The following is a 24,239-nucleotide window of genomic DNA, read 5'->3' as shown; positions in this document are numbered from 1 at the left end:
CTACCTTTATGTTAACTTTATTGTTTACGTTTATGTATTGGGTAGTCCCCTTTAACCTACGAGGGTTTACCCTAATATGTCCTTATTAACTAGTATTCTCTTTGATTCAAAGTATTGATGTATACAATTGCTCGTACAGCTTATCTTGTTCTTTAATCGTTAAAATTGAATCCACCATTGGAAATAAAACAGATTCCTCTTTTACAAAATGAACAGTAATTACCTCAAAAGCTTCTGCTGCATCACCTACAACCTTTTGTAAATCTGACAACGTCATGTGGCTCGTATCACCTAGCGTATGATGGAGGAAGTGACCGATGTAAGCGTCGATTTCTTCATGTTCTTCTTCCGTTGCATTGACGGGTCCCTGATCCGACCCTACATATTGTGCAAGCATTGGAAACAAAAACTCTTCTTCTTTATCTGTATGATTTTTGTACGGTTCAATAAATTCGATAAGGAGTTTCCTAAGTGTTTGGACTGCTTCATGACCCTCTTCTAGCGTGTAAATATTTCTTTCAAAAGCTAGAACAATTGTATGCCATCCATCCATTAAATACGTTAAATACCGATGTTCATTTTCTAACACGCGAAGAGCTGGTAAATCAAACTTAAATTCAGCCATTTAAAAGACACCTTTCTGTTAAAAGTTTAAAAGTTTCTTTCGAAGTGCATATTCCACTAGTTCTGGCCTACTTTTCAATTGAAGTTTCTCCATAATTCTTGCCTTGTGCGCTTCAACTGTTTTCACTGAAATATACAGTTTTTCTGCAATTTCTTTATTTCCATATCCTTTTGCAGCAAGGGGTAAAACTTCAATTTCACGTTTTGTTAAAATTTTAAATGGATCATCTTCTGTAACACCGGTATCGTATTTAATGAATTCCCTTACTAATGAAGTAGCCATTGAAGGGTGAATGTACGTATCCCCTGCATTCACTGTACGAACGGCCAATAACAATTCTTCATCCGGCGCGTTTTTTAGAATATATCCGGAAGCGCCGTTTTTTAACACATGAAATAGATATTCTTCATCGTCATGCATCGTTAAAATCAGAATCTTCGTCTCCGGAAAATCTTCGTTAATTTTTCCAGTCGCAATTAAGCCACTTTCTCCCGGCGGCATACTTAAATCTAGCAACAATACGTCCGGTCGGTGTTTTGCAACCATTGCGTATGCTTCTAACCCATCCGCAGCGGTAGCTACAACTTCCATATCTTCCTGAAAGTTTAAAATATGCATAAACCCACTACGAACGACGGCGTGATCATCCGCGATTATTATTTTCATGTTTCATTTCCCCCTCGTTCATAGTGGTATTTCCAATCGCACAGTCGTCCCTTTTGAATTCGATTCAATTTTCAGGTGTCCCCCCACCAATTCTGCACGTTCTCTCATTCCATATAACCCTAGTCCAGTTCCCAATGGATTCACATTTTGAATATCAAATCCAACACCTTCGTCAATGACCGTTAAAATTAAATTGTTTTCATGCTCGAAAAAGCGCACGTGAACGTCGTCTGTTCCTGCGTACTTGAGTGCATTAAAAACAGCTTCTTGACAGACCCGGTATACAACCGTCTCTATCTCACCCTCGTATCGCTTTGACTCTAGCTCTGCTGTAAAATAAACGACCAATCCATAGTTATTTTCAATCGTTTTAAAATGTGTTCGAAACGCAGCTTCAAGACCTAAGTCATCCAAAGCAGATGGCCTTAATTCAACAGACAGATGACGTATATCATCTAATAACCGCATGATCGATTCCTCTGTTTGCTTTAGCTTTTTCAATACATCTGCATTGACATCCATATACTTCAATACACGCAAATCGACAAGGGTGCTGAGCATTTCTTGAGCAACGCTATCATGTAGTTCTCTAGAGAGGCGTTTACGTTCACCTTCCTGCGCTTTTATTACATTTTTCATCATTGTTTTCTGATTTAAAATTTCTTGTGTCCGGTACTGCCTTGTCAAGTCGCGCAACATGAACACACGGATTCCATTTTCTTGATCGATCGTTTGGTAGCTAGCTGTATACGGTATTACGCCTTTACCTACAGTATCTAAGTACACTTGAAAAGAGCTAAAATCATCTACTGGATTCACTAAATAGCATGACAAACACGTTTGCATCTCTTCTTCATTCGTGTACCCTTTACAAGACATGCAAATCGCCTTTTCCTCGCCCCGTACCATTTTGTCTAATACCTCAGCACCGACAATTAGTTGGGCTGAGGTATTCATGGATAGTACTTTTCCGTTTTGATCAAAAAAGAAGATAGCTTCAGCTGAATTATCGTACATTTTCATTAACAAATTCGTCAATTGAATGCTTTCGATTTCTATCATCGCTTCACCATCTCCTTATTATAAAACGGCCCAAAGCTCGGACCAATTTCTAGTTTTAAAGCTTCAAATAAGTCAGTAGTCATTTTATCTTTCGTTCGAAAAGCTACAAGTAAGACACCTTGGACACGGTTGTATTTATAAAGAGGTATCGCCCCGAAACTTTCCAATCCTTCCGCTACAATGATTGGATAATTATATAAATCAGATAATCCAAAGGTTGTATTTACGTCTTCCGCTAAAATAGGTTTTCCTGTTTTAAAAACAAGTCCGGCTATTCCTTTGCCCGACTGTAATCGGATGCGCTTGTAGCGAGTGCTCCGATTCCCTGAGACACACTCCCACTTAATTGCAAAACGTTGTTCAGATTGTTGAACAAGTGCCAATGCAACAAAATCGAAGTCAAAGAGATGCTTAATCTGATCTATTTCTTGTTGGTAGTTGAATGTTTTTTGTGCTCCCATAACTTTACTCCCCTACTGCAGAAAAAAGACATAGCCCTTTTTCTTTAGTTAACTTGCACGATGCTTTCTATATAGAATAGAGCTTCTGCCCACATAATTCAATGGAACACTCCAAACATGAACAAGTCTTGTGAACGGCCACATCGCAAAAATCAGAAATCCAGACAAGACATGAAGTTGGAAAGCAAGAGGCACAGCAGACATAAAGCCAGCTTCCGGCCTAAAAATAAGAAGTGAACGGAACCAAATCGAAATGGAGCTTCGGTAATCGAAGTCTGGTTGTGTAATACTCGTTCCAATTACGCTGTACATGCCGATAAACACAATGAATAAAAGTAATGAGTTAACGATTAAATCCGAGGCTGAAGATAATTTTCGTACATTTTTCAATGCAAATCTGCGGTACGTCAAAATTAGCATCCCTAAAAATGTAACGACACCAAAAAATCCACCGCCCCAAACTGCACCCATATGATACATGTGATCGCTAATGCCAACTGCACGCGTCCACTCTTTGGGAATACCAAGACCCGCAACATGTCCTGCAATCACTGGAATAATCCCTATATGAAATAGTAAACTACCAATCATTAACTGCTTTTTTTCGATAAATTCACTTGATTTTGCCGTCCAACCAAATTGGTCCGTCCGGTATCTAAATATATGTCCTACAATAAAGATAGCCATACATAGATAAGGGAAAATTACCCATAGAAATTGATTAGCCATTATTTGGCGCCTCCTGACGAATACAAGACTTAAAGGTCTCCCTCATTCCTTTAATTAGATGAAAATAAGGGCTATTATACTTTTCAAGCGCTTTTAATAGATGATAGGTTCCATCCTCCATTACCGCGAGAAGCATGCCGAAACTCTGCTCCGCCCTTGGATCACCTATCCACTCAGAAGCATAGATAAATTCACACATTAAAGGAAGAAAATCAGAGAGTTCACTATCCGGCATATTTAAACCGAACATTTCGTAAAGCACTTTTAATTTTGCAAGCATTTGTCCACGGTCTTTCGCATCTTCATACTTTACGTAGGTCATGAACAGCGTCGAATCCTTCTGGAAATCAAACGTGTATGTATACATCTCCTGAATGTCATCGATGCTATACTCATGCATTAAATCCCAGTACATTTTAATATCCACGTATGCCGGGTGAGAGGAGTCAAAGGACTCCTCCATAACCGACGGATGAAAACTTATTTTTTCTGGGTACGTAAGTTGATGTGCAAAGAAACCAAATGCATGTTTTTCTTCATACAACTTTTGCAGATCAATCACGCCAGATCCCCCCATAGAAATTCTCTTCGTAAATTTGTTTTCCAGTTTTCTTTGGTTCAGATGGTCCGCAACCATCACAATTCGTATCGTTCTCCATCGGAATTGTTGATGCGTAACTATAAGGACTTTGTGTCGTCCCCATACTGAAGTCTCCCATCTCATCGTAGCCAGCTGAACCTTGTGATTTGTACATATTCATATGGCCTTCCTTATGAGATGTCGGAATTACGAAGCGATCTTCATACTTTGCAATTGCCAGTAATCTGTACATTTGCTTCGTTTGGTGAGCGCTTAGGCCAACACGTTCTAACCTGGATACGTCAAAGTCGTCGCCTTTTCCAGATGACACAGCACGCATATAAGAACGCATCATTGCCATACGTTGCAGTGCTCCTTTTACAGTTTCTGTATCTCCAGCCGTCAGCATATTCGCCAAATACTGAATTGGAATACGCATTTCCTCAATTGCTGGGAAGATCATATCCGGATTTTTAATCGAGTCTTTTCCTTCAAAGTAATTCATGATTGGGCTTAGTGGTGGAACATACCAAACCATTGGCAATGTACGGTACTCAGGGTGTAGAGGGAATGCCAGTTTATATTCAATTGCTAATTTATAAACTGGTGAATTTTGTGCTGCTTCAATCCACTCTTCTGAAATCCCGTCTTTTCTCGCTTGCTCCATTACTTCCGGATCATTTGGATCAAGGAATAGATCACATTGTGCTTTGTATAATTCTTTCGGATCCGGAGTGGATGCCGCCTCTAAAACACGATCTGCATCGTATAAAAGTACGCCTAAATAACGGATTCTTCCTGTACATGTTTCGGAACAAACCGTTGGAAGCCCTGATTCAATGCGCGGAAAACAGAATGTACATTTTTCCGCTTTATTTGTTTTCCAGTTGAAGTAGACCTTCTTGTATGGGCAACCCGTCATGCAATAGCGCCATCCGCGACATGCTTCTTGGTCAACAAGAACGATACCGTCTTCTTCTCGTTTGTACATAGCGCCAGACGGACACGATGCGACACAGCTCGGGTTTAGACAGTGTTCACATAGTCTAGGAAGGTACATCATAAATGCTTGTTCAAAGTTGAATTTAATTTCTTCCTCGATTTTTTCAATGTTCGGATCTTGTGGTCCAGTAATATGCGCACCAGCTAGTTGGTCTTCCCAGTTCGGTCCCCATTCAAGGTCCATGTACTCCCCAGAAACAACGGATTTCGCACGAGCAACAGGTGTATGTTTGCTGTCAGGTGCAGATGTTAGTTTTTCATAATCATAGGTCCATGGTTCATAGTAATCTTTCATTTCCGGCATATCGGGGTTGTAGAAAATTTTACCGAGTGCAATTTTTGATAACTTCGAACCTGATTTCAGTTCGAGCTTGCCTTTTTTATTAATGTGCCAACCGCCCTTGTAAAGTTCCTGGTCTTCCCAACGTTTTGGGTAACCAATTCCCGGTTTCGTTTCAACGTTGTTAAACCACATATACTCTGCACCTTCACGATTGGTCCACGTTGTTTTACACGTCACACTACATGTATGACATCCGATGCATTTGTCCAGATTCATAACCATTGCTACTTGCGCTTTAATCTTCAAGCCAATTTACCTCCTTCATCTTGCGGACTGCGACATAGACGTCCCGCTGATTTCCGATCGGTCCATAGTAGTTGAATCCGTAACTAAGTTGCGCATAGCCACCGACCATTTGTGTTGGTTTCATATGAATTCGAGTCGGCGCATTATGACTTCCGCCACGCTCTTCTGTAATTTCAGAACCGGGTACCTGAATATGTTTATCTTGCGCGTGATACATGAACATCGTTCCCTTTGGCATTCTGTGACTGACAACGGCGCGTGCTGTGACGACGCCATTTCGGTTATATACTTCGAGCCATTGGTTATCGTCAATGTCATGTTCAGCAGCATCTACATCTGAAATCCATACGGTCGGTCCACCACGGAACAACGTTAACATATGCTGATTGTCCTGATACGTCGAGTGAATGTTCCATTTGCCGTGTGGTGTTAAGTAGCGAAGAACAAGTGAATCTTGCCCACCTATAATCTGCTTGTCTTTTGGTCCAAATACCATTGGAGGCAACGTTGGTTTATACACAGGCAATGCTTCACCAAAGTCTAGGAACAATTCATGATCAATATAGAAATGCTGCCTTCCCGTTAACGTTCTAAATGGAACAAGTCGTTCAATATTCGTTGTGAACGGTGAATAACGGCGACCTAGTTTATTCGACCCTGAGAATACAGGTGTCGGAATTACTTCACGTGGCTGTGCTGTAATGCTCGCAAATGTGAAACGCTCTGCCGCACGGTCTGCTGATATATCCTTTAGCTCAACGCCCGTATCGTGTTCTGCTGCTTCAAATGCCTTTTGCGAAACTCTTCCATTCGTTGCAGATGATAAAGTGAGCATTGCTTCAGCTGCTTGTTTAGCTGTATGCAATTTAGGCAGTCCATTTTTAATCGTTTCATCATAGTACGTACCGTTTATGCCCTTCATCATTTCATATTCTTCCGCAACAGAGAAGCTGACCCCGTGCGCCCCTACTTTGCCTGTCGATAAAAGCGGGCCAAGAGTGACGTACTTATCAAAGATTTGTGTATAATCGCGTTCAACGATTGTCATTCCCGGCATTGTTTTACCCGGTATTGCTTCAACCTCACCTTTTCTCCAATCTTTCACTTCACCGTACGGCTGTGCAATTTCTTGCGGCGAATCATGTGCGAGTGGCGTTGTGACAAGGTCTTTATAGACACCTGGAAGATGCGTTTTTGCCATTTCTGAGAACGTTTGCGCGAGTGCACGGTAAATATCCCAGTCAGAGCGTGACTCCCATAGTGGATCGACCGCAGGATTAAACGGGTGAACAAATGGATGCATATCTGTTGATGATAAATCATGCTTTTCATACCAAGTTGCGGCTGGAAGCACAATGTCCGCATACAACGGCGTTGCTGTCATTCTGAAGTCAAGTGCAACGAGTAAGTCCAGTTTCCCTTCCACTTCTTCACGCCAAACCATTTCCTCTGGTTTTACGTCTTCGTTCGGTGATGCCAGAAGACCATCTGAAGCTCCAAATAGATGCTTCATGAAGTACTCTTGGCCTTTTGCAGAACTCGACACTAAGTTCGATCGCCAAACAAATAGGGAACGCGGGAAATTCTCTGGTGCTCCTGGATCTTCAGCCGCAAAGGTCGTTTCTCCGGACTTCAGTTGCTCAAGTGTATGTTGAACAATTTCTTCCGTCGTTGTTTTTCCTTCTTTTGCCGCCTCTTCCGCAAAGACAAGGCTGTTTTTATTGAACTGTGGATAAGATGGAAGCCATCCAAGCCGTGCTGCTAAAACGTTGTAGTCCGCTGGATGTTCATAACGCGCTTTTCCACTAGTCGGTGACATCAAAAGGTCGGCTCCCATTTCTTCATACTTCCATTGATCTGTTGCGAAGTAGAAATAAGATGTCGCATTTTGTAGTCGTGGTGGAGCTTGCCAGTCACGCGCAAATGCAATTGTGCTCCAGCCTTCGATTGGACGGCATTTTTCTTGTCCAACATAGTGAGCCCATCCGCCGCCGTTAACTCCTTGAGAAGCTGTTAGTGTAACCAGGTTCAGAATCGACCTGTAAATTGTGTCACTGTTGAACCAGTGGTTGATGCCTGCTCCCATGATAATCATCGAGCGTCCGCCGGTCTCAAGTGAGTTATGCGCGAACTCTCTTGCGATTTGTGTGACGAGCTCTGGTTTAACGTTCGTAATCTTTTCTTGCCAAGCAGGTGTGTAGAAAGATTCAGCATCATCGTAACCAGATGCTTCAAGTTCGCTTCCGATTCGATTAACACCATACTGACTTAGCATTAAATCATGCACAGTTGTAACGAGGCGTTCCGTTCCATCCGGAAACTGAACTTTTTTCGCCGGAATTGGACGTTTAAATGTTCCATTTGCCACATTATCGAAGAAAGGAAAGACGATTTCTTTCCATTCTGCACCATGTTCCGCAACAGAAAGTGCTGGTTCTACGCGGGTTCCGTCTGGATTATCAAGGATTAGGTTCCATTTTGCATCCTCTTCCCAGCGCTGCCCCATCGTTCCATTCGGTACAATAATTTCATTCGTAGCTTCATCCAAAATAACCGGTTTCCATTCCGCATGTTGCGAAGTTCCTCCTAGATCGCTGGCACGTAGGAATCGGCCTGCTTTATAGGAATCTTCGTATTCATCAAGCGTAATTAGGAACGGCATGTCAGTATATTGCTTCGCATAATTCAAGAACATTGGCTCTTTTCGTTGTTGATAAAACTCATCTAAAATAACATGTGTCATCGCTTGCGCAACCGCTGCGTCTGTTCCTGGGTTTGCTGCAATCCAGTCGTCTGCGTGCGTTACACTTTCCGCGTAATCAGGAGCTACCGAGACAACTTTTGTCCCTTTGTAGCGAACTTCCGTCATAAAGTGAGCATCTGGAGTTCTTGTCAGTGGGACGTTCGATCCCCACATGATGATGTATCCAGCATTAAACCAGTCACTTGATTCAGGAACGTCGGTTTGTTCACCCCAAATTTGCGGAGACGCTGGCGGTAAATCGGCATACCAATCGTAGAAACTTAGCATTTCTCCTCCGATAAGAGAGAGGAAACGTGCACCTGATGCATAACTGACCATCGACATGGCAGGAATCGGAGTGAATCCGGCAATCCGGTCAGGACCGTACTTTTGAATCGTGTAAATTAATTGAGCTGAAATAAGAAGGGTTGCATCGCGCCAGTTTACACGAACATGCCCACCTTTCCCACGGGCTTTTTTGTACTCATTCGCTTTCTCTGGATCTTCGACAATACTCGCCCATGCCTTTACTGGATCTTTCAATTCAGAAATGGCTTGACTCCACATGCGCCATAGTTTTCCCCGTATGTATGGGTATTTCACACGAAGTGGGCTGTACTCATACCATGAAAACGAAGCTCCACGTGGACATCCCCGAGGCTCAAATTCAGGCATTTCCGGGCCACATGATGGGTAGTCAATCTGCTGATTTTCCCAAGTAATGATGCCGTTCTTAACGAATACTTTCCAACTACAAGAACCCGTACAGTTTACACCGTGTGTTGTCCGCACGACTTTGTCATGGGACCAACGTTGTCGATACATGTTTTCCCAGTCGCGACTTTTTTCTTCTAAAATCGACCAACTACCCGAGAACTTCTCTGTCGGCTTGAAATAATTAAGACCAAATTTTTTCTTCATTCGAACAAACAACTCCTTTTAAGAATGACTACAAACACTTCCAGGCGGTATACTAATCTCTCACTTATCAGGGAAATCAAAACTTTGTTCCTTTACATATATCTAATTGTAGAATTTGTAGAGTTTTCTTTCTATTAGGGATGCGCCTATTTAATAGGGGGGAAACCCTTACTTTTTGAAAATAAAAAGCGGTAAATGGATTTCCTTTATATCCCATTCACCGCTTCGTTATTATGAGCTTTTCAAACGGCTCCTTTAAGTTGTTCGTTAGATTGCTGCACGGACGCGGTCGAAGAGCACATTGTTTTCTAAATGCACATGTTCGAACGTATCTTTCTCCAACTCCTCAAGGCGTGCGTATACAAGTCTATACGTTCCACAAGCATCCTCATGGGGAGTGAAATCATTTGTAATATTCCTTAATTCGAATAGTAGTTTCCCTGCATTGTCATGCTCGGATTCCAATTCGAAAATATGTGGCTTTAATTGCTCTTTTACAGCTTCTGTTGGATTATCGAGAAATTCGAGAATTAGAGGAAATACGTTTTGATCTTCATCCTCTGTATGATCAAGAAGTTCTTTCCGCAATGTTTTAAAGATTTCTTGAATTCGAATTAAATGCGGATGGTTTTCACCATGAACCTTCACTACTTTTGTAATGTATGGTGCCAACTGTGGAAGTTCTGTTCGGAGGTGCGCATGGTACTTTTCTTGAATATAAGCAACTAGTGTTTTTTCTCCGAATCCTGTCGGGTCCATACTTTGTCGTGTACTACGGTTTTGTTCTATTTCTTGAATCCGGGTCAGAACTTCTTTTGAATCTAAATTCCGCTCTTCTGTTGCAGCCAAGAGAGAGATCTTTCCACCGCAGCAATAATCAATGCGGAGCTGTCTAAATAAATCTGCACTGTTTGGTAATGCCGTGACAATATCGGAGACTTGTGTATCAAGAGTGATTTGACTCATACTAGAATTCCTCCTTTTTATTTGAGATGAAGTATCGATTCTGATTATACGAAACATCCATCGGAATCGATATAAGGGAATCCCCCCTGTTTCTTTTCTCTGTCTATATCATAAGTTAAGCGTGGATGAGGTACTGTGATATTAATCACAGATTCATATGATGTCACTCATTCTTCATATTTGGAAGGTGGTTAACGGAGAGTGGGATTTGTTGGTGCGGGAGTAAAGTCGATTGCGCGGACATTAACGAGCTTAGCCCGGACAATAAACTCTTTTCCGCGCACATCCACTGATTGCCCGCACATCCCGGACGATTGCGCGGACATTAACGTGATTACCCCGGACAATAAACTCTTTTCCACGGACATCCATACATTGACCGCACATCTTCGACGATTGCCCGGACATTAACGTGATTACCCCGGACAATAAACTCTTTTCCACGGACATCCATAGATTGACCGCACATCTTCGGCAATTGCGCGGACATTAACAGGAATAGCCCGGACAATAAACACTTTTCCACGGACATCCACGGATTGACCGCACATCCTCGAAGATTGCCCGGACATTTACGAGAATACCCCGGACAATAAACACTTTTCCGCGCACAACCACGGATTGACCGCACATCTTCGACGATTGCCCGGACATTAACGTGATTACCCCGGACATAAAGCACTTTTCCGCGCACATCCACTGATTCACCGCACATCTTCGACGATTGCCCGGACATTAACGTGATTACCCCGGACAATAAACTCTTTTCCACGGACATCCATAGATTGACCGCACATCTTCGACGATTGCCCGGACATTAACATGATTACACCGGACAATAAACTCTTTTCCGCGGACAACCACTGATTCACCGCACATCTTCGACGATTGCGCGGACATTAACGTGATTACCCCGGACAATAAACTCTTTTCCACGGACATCCACTGATTCACCGCACATCTCCGACGATTGCGCGCACATTAACGAGAATACCCCGGACAATAAACTCTTTTCCCCGGACAACCCGTCTAACCCACTCAACAAAAAAAGCGCACAGCCTCAGCCATGCGCACTTGCTCCCTATTACAAATCGTCAAACCCATTCAAATCACTTGTTTTCACATATTGCCTTGAGGCTTGCTCGAAGAAATCTGTTTTTGTATCATCGAAGCTATCCACATACGCCTTAATCCAACGCATTGGATTGTCCGTAAACTCGAGGTAGATTTCACTCAGCCCGAGCATCCGCAGCATTTTATTCGCGCGGTACTTGATATAGCCTTCCATTTCTTCCAAGTCGATGCCTTCGATTTCCGCTAATACGTATTGACTCCAGGCCACTTCTTGTTCAACGGAATGCCTAAATTGATCGTAAATCCACTCCGTAAACGCATCCGTATTGTACTCTGGATTCTCTGCTAATGCTGCTCGAAAAATGTCGCTAATTGCTTTCCCGTGCTGCAGTTCATCACGATTAATATACGACACCATTGTCGATGTGCCGACCATTTTTTGATTTCGCGCCAAGTTGTAGAAAAATGCGAAGCCACTGTAGAAGAAAAGTCCTTCGAGCAAAGTCGTATAGACCATCGCTTTTAAAGCGGATTCAATCGTCGGTCGCTCGGCAAATTCATTGTACACATTAACGATTCGTTCATTTCTCCGAAGAAGCACTGAATCTGTTCGTCCCATTTCAAACGATTCGATTTGCTTATCCAACGTCGTTACAGAAGAAAGAACGTAGGCGTAGCTGTGATTATGCTCACTTTCTTGGTCCGCAATCGTAGCCATCAACGATTTAACCGACGGGTCCGTTGTAAACTGCGAAATCCTAGCTGCGATGTCCGTTTGTGGACCGTCCAACGTCGCTAACAAACCGATAATCTTTAAAAAAGCGGCCTGTTCTTCCTGAGGCAATGTCGGAAACTGCTTCGCATCTTGCGTCATATCGACTTCATTGGCCGTCCAAAACAAAGCTCGGATACGTTGCCTTAACATATAAAAGTGCGGGTGAGCTAAGTCATTCCAATTTAAAATGCCGCTCGCTTCCCCACCAAAAATTGCTGTCGATTTATTCGGTTGTGCTGGATCTAATACTTTTACGCGTTCAAGTGTAACCATTGTTGTAAAACCCCTTCCGTCCAGTTTCGTATTTTACTTTCCTGTGACCCTCTTGGACTTTGTTCGATTTTAAGTGGGTCTAGTTTGGATTGATAAAATCGCGCCAATTTCACCGCGGCCCCGCAGAAAAGCTCGTCTCCCCCGAACTGCGTATCTCCCGTTCCAAAAACATAGACATTATCGGGTTTGTAGCCGACGTCCGCGACGAAATCTTTTACCTCGTTCGGCGTCGAACCACTATCCCATGTAAATGAACCAATGAGCACCGCGTCAAACTCCCGAGGATTTGGAACGACCCCAATTCCAATACGGTACAAATGCACGTCCACGCCTTTTCCGACCAAAGTTTCTTCGATGATTTCAGCCACTTCTTGCGTATTTCCGCTCCAAGATGCGTAAGCGATTAAGAATGACACCATTCACACTCCGCAATATCCGTTGCGCTCGAACGGGTATAATACGTTGTCTTCATACCCGATTTCCAAGCTTGGACATGCAAATCAAGTAGAACCGAAGCACGAATTGTATTCGGCACATATATATTAAACGAAATGGCTTGATCGATATGGCGCTGTCTTGCCGCATTTTGTTTCACAGACCACCGCTGATCGACGATGTACGCTGAACGTCTGTAAATATCATACGTGTTGTGATCTAAATCCGGTGCGACGGTTGGTAACTTGTAATCCTTCTTCTCTTCATGGAAAAACGGTTTAAATATCGGGTCAATCGAAGCCGTCGAGCCCGCAATTACCGATGTCGATGAATTCGGTGCAACTGCCATTAAATAACCGTTTCGCATACCGTTTGTAGAGACATCTACACGAAGTTCACGCCACTTTTTTGAGTCATAGCCTTTATTCGAAAAATAATCCCCAGTTTGCCAATCCGAGCCTTCAAATAATGGATACGCACCTTTTTCTTTCGCTAATTCCATGGATGCCGAAATTGTTAAATAAGCGATTTTCTCATAAAGCTCATCTGCATAATCAACCGCTTCGTTCGATTCCCACTGAATTCCCTTTAACGCCAATAAATGATGCCACCCAAATGTCCCCAGTCCAATTCCTCTGTACCTCGAGTTCGTTCGAGCTGCTTGCACAACCGGAATCTTGTTTAAATCAATGACGTTATCTAACATGCGCACTTGAATTTTGATAAGGCGTTCCAAAACATTTTCAGGAACCGCTCGTCCTAAATTAATCGAAGATAAGTTACACACAACGAAATCACCTGGTTTTGACCGCGTCACAATCACATCATCTTCTAACGTGACCGATTGAAACTCTGTCGCGCTCATATTTTGAGTGATTTCTGTACATAAATTCGAAGAATAAATCATTCCTTCATGCTTATTCGCATTGGCACGGTTTACTTCATCACGGTAAAACATGAACGGCACACCTGTCTCCAACTGGCTACGCAAAATTCTCTTCATCAAATCAATCGCCGGAACGGTTTCACGACTCAAGGTCGGATGATTTACACACGCTTCGTACTTTTCCCGGAAAGAACCGCTTCCTCGCTTTTCATCGTAAAAATCTTCCAACGAAAAGCCCATTACTTCACGAACTTCATGCGGATCAAACATATGCCAATCACCACGTGCTTCGACTTGTTCCATGTATATATCCGGCAGACAAACACCTGTAAAAATATCATGTGCACGCAAGCGCTCGTCACCATTATTTAATTTCAAATCGAGAAACGTGAAAATATCCTTATGAAAAACATCTAGGTAAACAGCGATTGCCCCTTGTCGTTGACCCAACTGATCGACACTTACCGCCGTATTATTTAATTGCTTAATCCAAGGAAGCACGCCACTTGAAGCCCCTTTAAACCCACGAATCGCTGAGCCTCTACTACGAACTTTCCCCATATAAACACCGATGCCACCGCCGTATTTCGACAAATTGGCAATGTCCGTGTTGCTGTCATAAATTCCTTGCAGCGAATCGTCAACTGTATCGATAAAACAACTCGATAGTTGCCCGTGCGTTTTCCCTGCATTCGATAACGTCGGCGTCGCAACCGTCATATATAAGTTGCTCATCGCCCAATACGACTCCGCTATCTTTTCTAGACGGTCAACAGTTTCATCTTGCATGAGCGTCATTGCGATCACGAGCCATCGTTGCTGTGGAAGTTCAACCGCCTTTTTATTGAAATCAACTGCGACGTAACGGTCCATAAATGTCTTTAATCCAATGTATGTAAATAACTTATCTCGCTTTAATTCCAATAAATGCCCTAACGCTTGCAGATCTTCCCTTGAATATTTCTCAGTTAGAACTGGTGTATACAATCCTTTTTCAACTAACGTTTCAACATGATCCGCAAAATTCACATAGACTTCCTTCCCATTTTGCAATTCATAATCTCCATATACTTCGTACAGCAGTATTCGCGAAGCAACAAACGTCCAGTACGTTTCATCTTCTGCGACAAAGCTAATCGCTTCCAACGTCATTGCTTTTGCCCAAACCGAGTCCTTCTGTCCAGGAAATCGACTTCTCCAACGTTCACTCACTTTTATAAGTGGAGCCATCTTCTCCACACCAAATTCATTTTCTAGCTCGATCAGTAGCTGCTCTATTCCTCGTACGTTCACTTGTGTTGTCATCTTTTATCCATCTCCTTTGAAATTGGCTTTGTTAAATAATGTTGTTGATTTCAATTTATCCAGCGTAGAAGCGACAAGTGTGAGCCGAAGTAGGAAGACCGACAGTGAACTTCTTGCGGGCTTCCTACGGGAGGCCATCACAGAGCGCCGGAGCGATTTCTGAATCTCGCTTCCTCGCAAACTGCCTTGTTCTTTTCGACGCGGTGTCTAGTCTGCATTCGCCAGCCTCTCGGGGTCACAAGTCATTTTGCTGGGGCCTAGGTCATGAAACTGTTGCGACAGGACGTCGCGCACTTAAGTTGCGTTCCTTCATGAACGGAGAATTCCGCTTTTCCATAGAAAAAAGCGATGAATCCGCCTCTTCGGCAGAGCCATCGCTCATAGATTTGTAAGTTGGAAACAGAATGAGGTCGTGAAAAATCCATAAAAAGACGGAATGATCACGGATACCCGCTCGCTTCCACCTCTCAACCCCCGAAGAAAGTGTCGCTTGACGATGAAAAGGCAGGTCTACTGGCTTGCGCGTCGTCCTTCCACTTGCCTTCCCATGGAGTTATCCACAGTGACGTTGTAAGTGGTCGTCAGCGTTTACAGTTGCGGGGACAGCTCCGACATTCCGGATTCCCTTTTAAACCGATTATGGTACCTATTCATCGTTTCACACTATATGTAGTATCTTATTTACTTACTATACCCTAACATGTTGTGGTCGTACTTGCAATTAGAATTTATCGAAAGTCAAAAAAACACCAAGCCCGAAGACCTGGTGTCATTCACTACTTATTTACTTGCTTTGTATTTGTCTAAATGCTCTTTTGCTTTTGCTGCATCTGCTTCAAGAGTATTTCCTGTGTCTACTAGAGGGCTTAGTGTCGAGAATGCTTTTACTTTGTTCCCGCCGTAGAAAGTTATGAAATCTTCTTGATTGATTGAATAAAGAACTGCTTTTCGAAGATCTTCGCTTTCAGCAACGTCACGACCTGCTGTATTGAAAATCATGTACGTTACAGCGTTACTTGGTATTTTTTGCAACTCTAACTTCTCGTCGCCTTCAATTACATCGAACTTCGTTTCAGGAACTGCATAGAACATATCAATTTCGCTGTTACGAAGAGCTGCAAGTGTACTATCATTGTCTTTAATAAAGCGCATTGTAACGTTTGTAATTGATGGCTCATTCTCAGTTCCTACCATGTAAGCAGGGTTTTTCTGGAATTTTGCATCGTAATCATTTTTTGTAATCATGATATATGGACCACTTGTATATAATTGGTTGTCGTATTTATTTCCTTCAGTTACTGTATTTACGTCACCGTAAGGAATGTCTTTATCTACATCAAATGTAGCAACATCATATGTGTTAATACTTTCAACTTGTTTTTTAGAAACGATACCAGCTGATTGGTGAGCCAAATAGTTTAGTACTTGTGGGAACGGCTCTGTTGTAGTCATTTTCACAACTTGGTATTTTCCTTCTTTGTTGTTTGAAGCTGTTTTTTCAGCAACTAATTCAGAGATTTTTGTTTCTAAACCATTCTCAAGTGCTTCTTTAATTGTTGAAGAACCTGAAGAATCTTTAATTCCTTCTAGTGATGCAAGATCTGTTACCAGTTCAACATCCTTAATGTGCTCATGTAAGCTATACGTACGGTGATCTGGAACAGAGTCTTTGTCTTTTGCACGGTCAAGTGAGAATTTCACGTCGTCAAATCCAACACGTTCCCCAGAATCTACAGCTACTCCGTCAGTTACTTTCGCAAAGTTAATGTCATCACGTAAGATGAAGTAGTATTCTGAGTTTCCTTCAGCAATACTGTGGTTTAAAGATAATGAACCATCAGAAGTAACATTGTCGTCGTCCGTTAAGTTTACTAAACGCACATGCATATTCGTGTTAATGATGTTAATCGATCCATCGTTTGCTTTAACAGGATCTAATGCAGTTAATGTCGATTGAGTTTGTGACAATACTAAAGGTTCTGTTGCTGATTTTGATGCATCATTGAATTTGATACCTTCCCAAGGAAGTGAACGAGATTTAGATAGACGAACTGAGTTAATATCTAATTTGTCTGTGTTCACTGCTTGTGTTTTAAGTGAGCTGAAAAGTGGTGCAATGTAAGCTTTTTCGAAAACTAGGTATTCTTCAAACTCTTTATACGTTGAAACATAATCTTCTGGTGTTTCTGTACTTGCTTTGTCAATTAATTCGTCCATTTTTGAATCCGCATTTATGCTATAATCTCCGTCTGTTTTAAATAGTGAACGAACTGCGTAATCGGGATTCCCCGTCACTGTTGTCCAACCACTCATTGAAACGTCAAAGTTTCCTGCATCTTGTTGCGCTTTGTAGCTACCATAGTCTGGTTGCATATTAATTTTCACATCAAAACCATTTTTTACAAGCTGATCGCGAACGATGTTAAGGTTGTCCTCATCGCTGCTCATTGCAAGAATTTCAATTTCAACTTTAGCTGAATCTGTCCCACCATCATTTACACCTTTGTCTGTTTCTTCTACGTCTGACTTCGTTTTAACACAAGCCGATAAAACTAATACTAGGGCAAGCATTATTAATAACATACTTTTTTTCATTGTAAATTCCTCCTGAGAATCATCTTTTTTTGTTTTAAAAACGGGTTAATCTAATTTTGGATCTAGTGCATCGCGTAATCCATCTCCAAGAAAGTTAAAAGATAGAACTAGCAAGATGATCGCAAGACCAGGGTAAATCGCTAAATATGAATTGGACTCAAGATACGTACTGCCCAACTTCAAAATATTTCCCCATTCCGGAATATGTGGTTCAACTCCGAGTCCAAGATAACTTAAACTACTCGTTGCAATAACCGCACCACCAATTGTTAGTGTTGACTTTACAATCATCGGGGCTAACGAGTTGGGCACAACATGTTTGAATATAATCGACAAATCCTTTTCACCAAGGGCTCGTGCAGCATCAACATATTCTAAATTCGTAACCATTAAAACGTTCGCTCGCATCGTTCGAGCATATGTAGGAATGGAACCTACGCTGAGCGCGATAATTAAGTTCGTTGTATTTGCTCCGAAAGCTGCAATAATTGCAATCGCAAGCAATATACCAGGTACCGCATAAAGAACATCAAGCAATCTCATTATAACATTGTCTGTGTGGCGGCCATAGTATCCTGCAAACGCGCCGAGCATTCCCCCTATAACGGCTGGAATAATTGTCGATAGGAATCCGACGATTAGTGAAATTCGCGCTCCAAATACAATTCTTGAAAATAAATCTCTTCCAAAGTTATCGGTCCCGAGTGGGTATTGAATACTTGGACTTTGTAAAATCGTTGAATAACTATTTTCAATGGCAACGCTGTAGTCGAATGTAAAATTACTACAAACCGATATCGAAAGCATAACTACGATAAAGAAAAGACCCAATATCGATGTTGTATTTCGGGTAATTTTCCCCCAAATTGTATCCCATTTGACAATTGTTGATAGGTCAAAGTTCCGTGACTTCATAACAAGGTTAATTCCTAGGAATAATGCAAACAGATTACCTGTTACAGCCGTCAACAACAATGGGATAGCGATGAAAATCATCCAAGGTTTCGTCGTTTCTGCTTCAACGTATTTTGCAACTAGAATTAGTGTAACTAAATAGAAAATTGCAATTAGAAGTAGTACGCCCATGGCCGGTAGAAATGTGTCGGATACATAAGGTTTAAACAGATTCAGTGCAGATATACCCACTATGAATATTTGAGTAAGTAGTGCATAGACCGCAAACGTATACTCGGTCGTTTTTCTTTTTTTAATCAAATTAAAGGCAAAAGCAACAATAATCACATTACCTGTTAGAATGCTCAATAATTGAAGATATCCAAGCTTTCTTGTTGAATTTTGGATATGCCCCAACTTGATCAGATCACTTTTGATTTTTAGCGTTATGAATAACTGTAAAACTGTGAATAAAGCATACGCTGCAAACACACTAAACATGAAAGGCTTAAGTGTTTTAGAAGCAAAATCAAAACTATTCAACAGAAAAATAATTGAAAGTACAAGTGAGATAACTAACGTGAAGCTCGCCTGTGTATACTCCGATGAAACCTTTAACGCCTTCTTTTTTTCCAACTTTTCCATTACATCCATTATTTCACCTGCTTTAACTTTGCTTCATTTTGGAACGTATTCGTGGATCAAAAAATGCGTACAGTATATCAATGAGTATATTTACCAATGAAATGGTAATTGCGATATAAACAACTCCGCCTAAAATGGCAGGAATATCAGGAATAAATTGTTTATCTACTATATAACTACCAATACCGCTAATATTAAATACCTTCTCAGTTACAGCCGCCCCGCCTAGCATTGCGCCGAACAGAAGTCCAATTACCGTAATAATCGGGATCATGGCATTTCCAATCGCATGTTTCCAGAGAACTTGTCTCTGATTCAACCCTTTTGCTTTCGCTGTAATAATATAATCTTCATTGATGATTTCCAGCATCGACGAACGCGTCATTCTCGCTACGGAAGCCGTGAGTGCCGTTCCCAGTACGACGACTGGCATAATGATCGACAAACTGTTTTGTGGACTAAAGGTTGCTGGCAACCATTGTAATTTAATCGAGAAGTTTAGAATGAAGATAAGTCCTTGCCAAAAGTTTGGTATTGATAATCCTAAAAGTGCAATGAACATAAACGTATAATCGAGAAATGAATTCGATTTCGTTGCTGAAATAATACCGATTGGAATCGCTATCACTACTGCCATGACAAGTGCATAAAGCGTGATTTTGAACGTTATCGGGAATTTATTTGCGATGCTAGTCGCTACATCCTCATTGCCCGCAAACGAATTTCCTAAATCGAACGTGAAAATTCCCCTCACAGCATTCCATAACTGAGTTAAATAAGGCAAGTCCAGTCCGTATATACGATTGAAATTCGCTATTTGTTCTTTTGTTCCCGTAATCCCTATTATATTTGCTGCCGGATCGAATGGAGATATATAGAGAATTGTAAAGACCAGAACAACAACCCCGAATACAACAAACACACCCATTATTAGTCTTTCGAAAATAAATTTGACGTATGAATTATTTAAAATGAATAACATTACATACATCAATATTCCTGGGATAAAACTAATGATTAGAAATAATGGCTTTGAAAGTAACCCCTCAAAGAATGTAGAATAAGTCTGTTTTTTCAGACCTTTCTCTTCAAGTTCCTTCATTGTTCGTTGTTGTATTTCTTTTTCAAATCGTTCTTCGGCTAATTTCTCTGCTTCTTTTTCAGTCTCTTGCTCGCTTACTTTCTGTGAAAAAAAGGACTGTTTTTGTAGAAGTTGATTGTAAAAATCTAGCCGCAGTTTCTCTTTGAAACCATTGCTTTTCAACGTCTTTTCGATTTCTGAATAGACTATCCCATAGTTCGTATCTCTTTTGTTGAATAGATAGAATAGGACTAGAAAGATATGTAGAGGCAATCCTAAAATCCAAATCAAGTATTTATAAGTGGAGTGAATCTGCATCTTACTATAAGAATGTTGAAGAGCATTGTTCGGTTTAAAATTTGCTGCCACTGACTTGTTGTTTTCCACCTTATTTTAGCCCTCCTCCCCTTATATTGCTTAATTCAGTTTAGTATAGTAAAGTATATTTTAATTATATATGTAAGTCAATATAAAGCGAACATTCAATCCCAACTCTAAACAATCGGTAGGTGTGTCATTTGGAAACCATTTTAACGGTTAAAGATTTACGCGTTTCTTTTGAATCAAAGGAGAATGTCTTCGAAGCTGTCCGGGGCGTTAGCTTTGATGTGAAAAAAGGTGAAACATTAGGAATTGTAGGAGAATCGGGTAATGGAAAAAGTGTCACTGCCAGATCGATTATGCGCCTTCTTCCATCCCCTCCATCCTATATAAAGGACGGGAAAATAACCTTCCTAGGTGAAGACCTAGCCCGTAAAACTGAAAAGGAAATGGAAAGTATTCGTGGTCGTGACATCAGCATGATTTTTCAAGACCCGATGACATCCCTTAATCCCACAATACGAATTGGTAAGCAAATTGCTGAAAGCTTAATAAAACATCAGAATTTATCAAAGAAAGACGCTAAAATACAGTCTATTGAACTTTTAAAGTTGGTTGGAATTAAAGATAGTGAGGCACGTTACAATCAATTCCCACATGAATTTTCTGGCGGAATGCGCCAACGCGTTATGATTGCGATTGCCCTCGCTTGTCAACCGACACTTCTTATTGCTGATGAGCCAACTACCGCGCTGGATGTAACCATTCAAGCTCAAATTTTAAATATAATGAAAGATATGCAACAAAACTTTGGTACTTCCATTATATTGATCACCCACGATTTAGGTGTTGTCGCGGGAATGTGTGATCGTGTTGTTGTCATGAAAAAAGGCGAGGTAGTCGAAACTGGCACAACTGAAGAAATTTTTGCGAATCCAAAACACCCTTATACGAAGAAATTATTAAATTCCCTTCCACGGTTAGACGAAAAGAAGAAACCTAAACGTCCATCGCTAGTCCTTACGAACACGGATACTACGACTCCTTTACTCGATGTTAGATCGTTAAAACTACATTTCGATTTGGGTAAAGGTAATTATTTGAAAGCTGTAGATGATATTAGTTTTAACATTAAGCCTGGTGAAACTTTGGGCCTCGTTGGTGAGTCCGGTTCAGGAAAATCTACCACTGGTCGTGCGATTTTACGACTGCACGAACCAACCGATGGCGATGTTTTATATCAAGGGATGGCTGTGAATCGGCTTTCTAAAGGCGAAATGAAAACAATGCGTCGCCATATGCAGATGATTTTTCAAGATCCCTATTCATCACTCAATCCGCGCTTTAAAGTTTTAGACTTAATCGGACAAGCGTTGGATATTCACGGCTTAGCTACTAGCAAGTCTGAACGAAAACGTCGAGTTGAAGAATTATTGGATTTGGTCGAGTTAGAACCTTCACACGCTTTGCGCTACCCTCACGAATTTTCAGGCGGGCAAAGACAACGAATCGGAATTGCTCGCGCCTTGGCGGTCGAACCTAAATTCATCGTCTGTGATGAGCCACTATCCGCTCTAGACGTTTCCATTCAATCACAAGTAGTTACACTGCTCGAAGACCTTCAACAGCGTCTTGGACTTACATACTTGTTTATCGCCCATGATCTATCGATGGTGAAGCATATCAGTGACCGTGTTGCCGTTATGAACGCAGGTAAAATTGTGGAATTAGCTGAGAGTGAAGAACTTTATACGAACCCACAACATGAATATACAAAATCCTTACTTGCCGCCATTCCAATCCCAGATCCAAAAGTGGAAGCGAAGAAAAAGCGAGTGCTTATGGATGAACAAACAAGTGATGATAAATACAACTTGAAAAACTCTGAACTCGTTGAAGTTTCAGAAGGGCATTGGGTAGCTATTTCGAAGTAATCTACTAGAAATCTTTGTCGGATTTCATCGTATTTCCTGGGAAATAGCTTATCTAATTCGACATGATCCGAAAAAAAATGGTTCTTTGTCAAATGACGTTGGTGAAGAGTTATAGTCGATTATGTTTTTTATTCTTGGACGGTCTGGGAAGTCAGTGAAACTGATTTTCTAGGACTGTCCTTTTTACATGGCTATCCAATATACCCCGTTGCTTTCCGTTCCAGATGGACGCTTTCCTGGGGGCGTTCGGTGAGCCTCCTCGTCGCAAAAACCGTGCTCCTGCGGGGTCTCACCTGTAACGCTAATCCCCAAGGAGTCGCCATCTTCCACTCCAAACAACTGAAATGTACTTTAAAATAAAATGAGTATATAAACACGAAACTCATAGGAATATTAGGATGCTTTTAAATCAGATTGTCTTTGTTTCCGGTTGGTTTCTGATGGCTTTAGTTTAAAGTGTAATATAATTCGTTTTTTGTAATTCTGAAAATTCCTATATCCATAAGCAACCCGATTCAATACTTTAATTTTATTGTTGATGCCTTCAATTCTTCCGTTATTGTAAGGATAAATAAAGCTGTTTTGTATAAATGAAAGATGCTTTCTTAATGTTTTTAAACTCGTTCTCATGTAGTTTGAGATCAAAGGTGAAACAGGGTTAGCTAAACAAGACGACAGTGCTTCGAAATCCTTATTTGTCATGGCTTTTAATAGTTCTTGATAAAGTTCATAATTCGCTTTCAGCACAGGATCATAAGCTAACATCTCTTCGATAATACTTGTCTCTAAGCGTTGTCCAAATAACGGATAGTATTTGTATTCGACACTGGATAATCTGGCGCGATTTTTTAATAAGAGCTTCCAGTAGCGCTTAAGCCGACGGTATTTCTTCATATTGTCATGGCTCGATGTTTTAAGCTGATTCATGATGTTAATCCGGCATTTATTCATAGAACGATTAATCAATTGAACAAGATGAAATCGGTCAATGATAATCTTTGCTTGTGGGAACAATTCTTTGATTACACTTACATAACCTGCGTTCATATCAATCGTTACGGTTTCTACATTTTGTCGGTCAGTTAAACTATATTTCGCGATAAAATGGTTCTTAATTGTATGATTATCACGACGATCCAAGATATCTAAGATATCGCCTGTTTTAGCATTCACATATTCAAAGGCGAGTGCACCTTTTGCGTATTTAAATTCGTCAAAAGAAAGATGATTAGGAAGCACCTGATAATGTGATATAAATTGTTTCGTAGCTTGATTAATCAAACGTTGAACAGTTGTAGGTGAGACTGAACAGTCTCTTGCGATTGATGTTAAAGATTGCGCTTCGGCAGATTTAATAATGACCTGTGCCTTTACATTTTTAGAAATATAACTATTCTTTTGAACGATAGGTGTTTTAGCAGTAAAGCTACTCTGACAAGCTTGACACCTGAAACGCTGCTTTTTTAAAAGTAGATAAGTTGGATTTATCCCTGTAATAGGTAACGTAATTCGGGATAATTGCGTGCCGTTTTTATAAACAGTATAGTCAGTATTTTCAACACCACATCTTTCACAATGTGTAGGATTATATGTCAGATTTCCTGAAAGTCCTTTAGACTGTATATTAGGATGTGTAACACTTTCTACACCACAACTTTTATGACTGATATGACAAAT

Annotated in this window: 17 protein-coding genes and 1 riboswitch; of the genes, 1 reads left to right on the top strand and 16 read right to left on the bottom strand. The window is 41.1% G+C overall.

Annotation, left to right across the window (positions count from 1 at the left end; genetic code table 11):
- Positions 1–106: 106 nt before the first annotated feature.
- The 15 genes from ACXYMX_RS02745 to ACXYMX_RS02675 form a co-directional block, all read right to left on the bottom strand.
- A complete protein-coding gene (locus tag ACXYMX_RS02745; RefSeq protein ID WP_459042700.1) occupies positions 107–625 on the bottom strand; it encodes a hemerythrin domain-containing protein in 519 nt (172 codons plus the stop codon).
- A gap of 18 nt (positions 626–643) precedes the next feature.
- Positions 644–1,291: a response regulator gene (locus ACXYMX_RS02740; RefSeq protein WP_459042699.1), complete on the bottom strand. Its 648-nt coding sequence runs from the start codon at positions 1,289–1,291 to the stop codon at positions 644–646.
- Between the two features lie 18 nt (positions 1,292–1,309).
- On the bottom strand, positions 1,310–2,353 hold the full coding sequence (locus ACXYMX_RS02735) for a PAS domain-containing sensor histidine kinase (RefSeq protein WP_459042698.1): 1,044 nt from the start codon (positions 2,351–2,353) through the stop codon (positions 1,310–1,312).
- The gene (locus tag ACXYMX_RS02730) at positions 2,350–2,814 is read right to left on the bottom strand and encodes a GAF domain-containing protein (protein ID WP_459042697.1); all 465 of its coding nucleotides are present in this window, start codon (positions 2,812–2,814) and stop codon (positions 2,350–2,352) included. The genes ACXYMX_RS02735 and ACXYMX_RS02730 overlap by 4 nt, the downstream gene beginning before the upstream one ends.
- A 48-nt stretch (positions 2,815–2,862) precedes the next feature.
- Entirely contained in the window at positions 2,863–3,543 is a 681-nt protein-coding gene (gene narI, locus ACXYMX_RS02725) for a respiratory nitrate reductase subunit gamma (RefSeq protein WP_459042696.1), read from the bottom strand.
- Positions 3,536–4,105, bottom strand: a complete 570-nt coding sequence (gene narJ / locus ACXYMX_RS02720) for a nitrate reductase molybdenum cofactor assembly chaperone (RefSeq protein WP_459042695.1) — start codon at positions 4,103–4,105, stop codon at positions 3,536–3,538. The genes narI and narJ overlap by 8 nt, the downstream gene beginning before the upstream one ends.
- On the bottom strand, positions 4,098–5,714 hold the full coding sequence (narH, locus tag ACXYMX_RS02715) for a nitrate reductase subunit beta (RefSeq protein ID WP_459042694.1): 1,617 nt from the start codon (positions 5,712–5,714) through the stop codon (positions 4,098–4,100). The genes narJ and narH overlap by 8 nt, the downstream gene beginning before the upstream one ends.
- Entirely contained in the window at positions 5,704–9,378 is a 3,675-nt protein-coding gene (locus tag ACXYMX_RS02710) for a nitrate reductase subunit alpha (protein WP_459042693.1), read from the bottom strand. Before ACXYMX_RS02710 ends, narH begins: the two co-directional genes overlap by 11 nt.
- 267 nt (positions 9,379–9,645) lie before the next feature.
- Positions 9,646–10,344, bottom strand: a complete 699-nt coding sequence (gene ric / locus ACXYMX_RS02705) for an iron-sulfur cluster repair di-iron protein (RefSeq protein WP_459042692.1) — start codon at positions 10,342–10,344, stop codon at positions 9,646–9,648.
- Between the two features lie 1,084 nt (positions 10,345–11,428).
- A complete protein-coding gene (locus ACXYMX_RS02700) occupies positions 11,429–12,466 on the bottom strand; it encodes a ribonucleotide-diphosphate reductase subunit beta (protein WP_459042691.1) in 1,038 nt (345 codons plus the stop codon).
- Positions 12,445–12,885: a flavodoxin gene (locus ACXYMX_RS02695; RefSeq protein WP_459042690.1), complete on the bottom strand. Its 441-nt coding sequence runs from the start codon at positions 12,883–12,885 to the stop codon at positions 12,445–12,447. The genes ACXYMX_RS02700 and ACXYMX_RS02695 overlap by 22 nt, the downstream gene beginning before the upstream one ends.
- A complete protein-coding gene (locus tag ACXYMX_RS02690; RefSeq protein ID WP_459042689.1) occupies positions 12,870–15,092 on the bottom strand; it encodes a ribonucleoside-diphosphate reductase subunit alpha in 2,223 nt (740 codons plus the stop codon). Before ACXYMX_RS02690 ends, ACXYMX_RS02695 begins: the two co-directional genes overlap by 16 nt.
- A gap of 486 nt (positions 15,093–15,578) precedes the next feature.
- Positions 15,579–15,757: riboswitch (cobalamin riboswitch) on the bottom strand.
- A gap of 115 nt (positions 15,758–15,872) precedes the next feature.
- Positions 15,873–17,687, bottom strand: a complete 1,815-nt coding sequence (locus tag ACXYMX_RS02685; RefSeq protein ID WP_459042688.1) for an ABC transporter substrate-binding protein — start codon at positions 17,685–17,687, stop codon at positions 15,873–15,875.
- Positions 17,688–17,732: 45 nt separating this feature from the next.
- On the bottom strand, positions 17,733–19,235 hold the full coding sequence (locus tag ACXYMX_RS02680; protein WP_459042687.1) for an ABC transporter permease: 1,503 nt from the start codon (positions 19,233–19,235) through the stop codon (positions 17,733–17,735).
- A gap of 13 nt (positions 19,236–19,248) precedes the next feature.
- Entirely contained in the window at positions 19,249–20,625 is a 1,377-nt protein-coding gene (locus ACXYMX_RS02675) for an ABC transporter permease (RefSeq protein ID WP_459042918.1), read from the bottom strand.
- 200 nt (positions 20,626–20,825) lie between these two features.
- Between ACXYMX_RS02675 and ACXYMX_RS02670 the strand changes: the two genes are divergently transcribed.
- Positions 20,826–22,562: an ABC transporter ATP-binding protein gene (locus ACXYMX_RS02670; protein WP_459042686.1), complete on the top strand. Its 1,737-nt coding sequence runs from the start codon at positions 20,826–20,828 to the stop codon at positions 22,560–22,562.
- Positions 22,563–22,955: 393 nt separating this feature from the next.
- Here the strand turns inward: ACXYMX_RS02670 and ACXYMX_RS02665 are convergent, their stop codons facing one another.
- On the bottom strand, positions 22,956–24,239 hold the full coding sequence (locus ACXYMX_RS02665; protein WP_459042685.1) for an ISL3 family transposase: 1,284 nt from the start codon (positions 24,237–24,239) through the stop codon (positions 22,956–22,958).

Source organism: Sporosarcina sp. CAU 1771, from assembly GCF_054482775.1.
The sequence above is the reverse complement of the archived record's forward strand: the minus strand, read 5'-3'. Positions and strand labels throughout refer to the sequence as shown.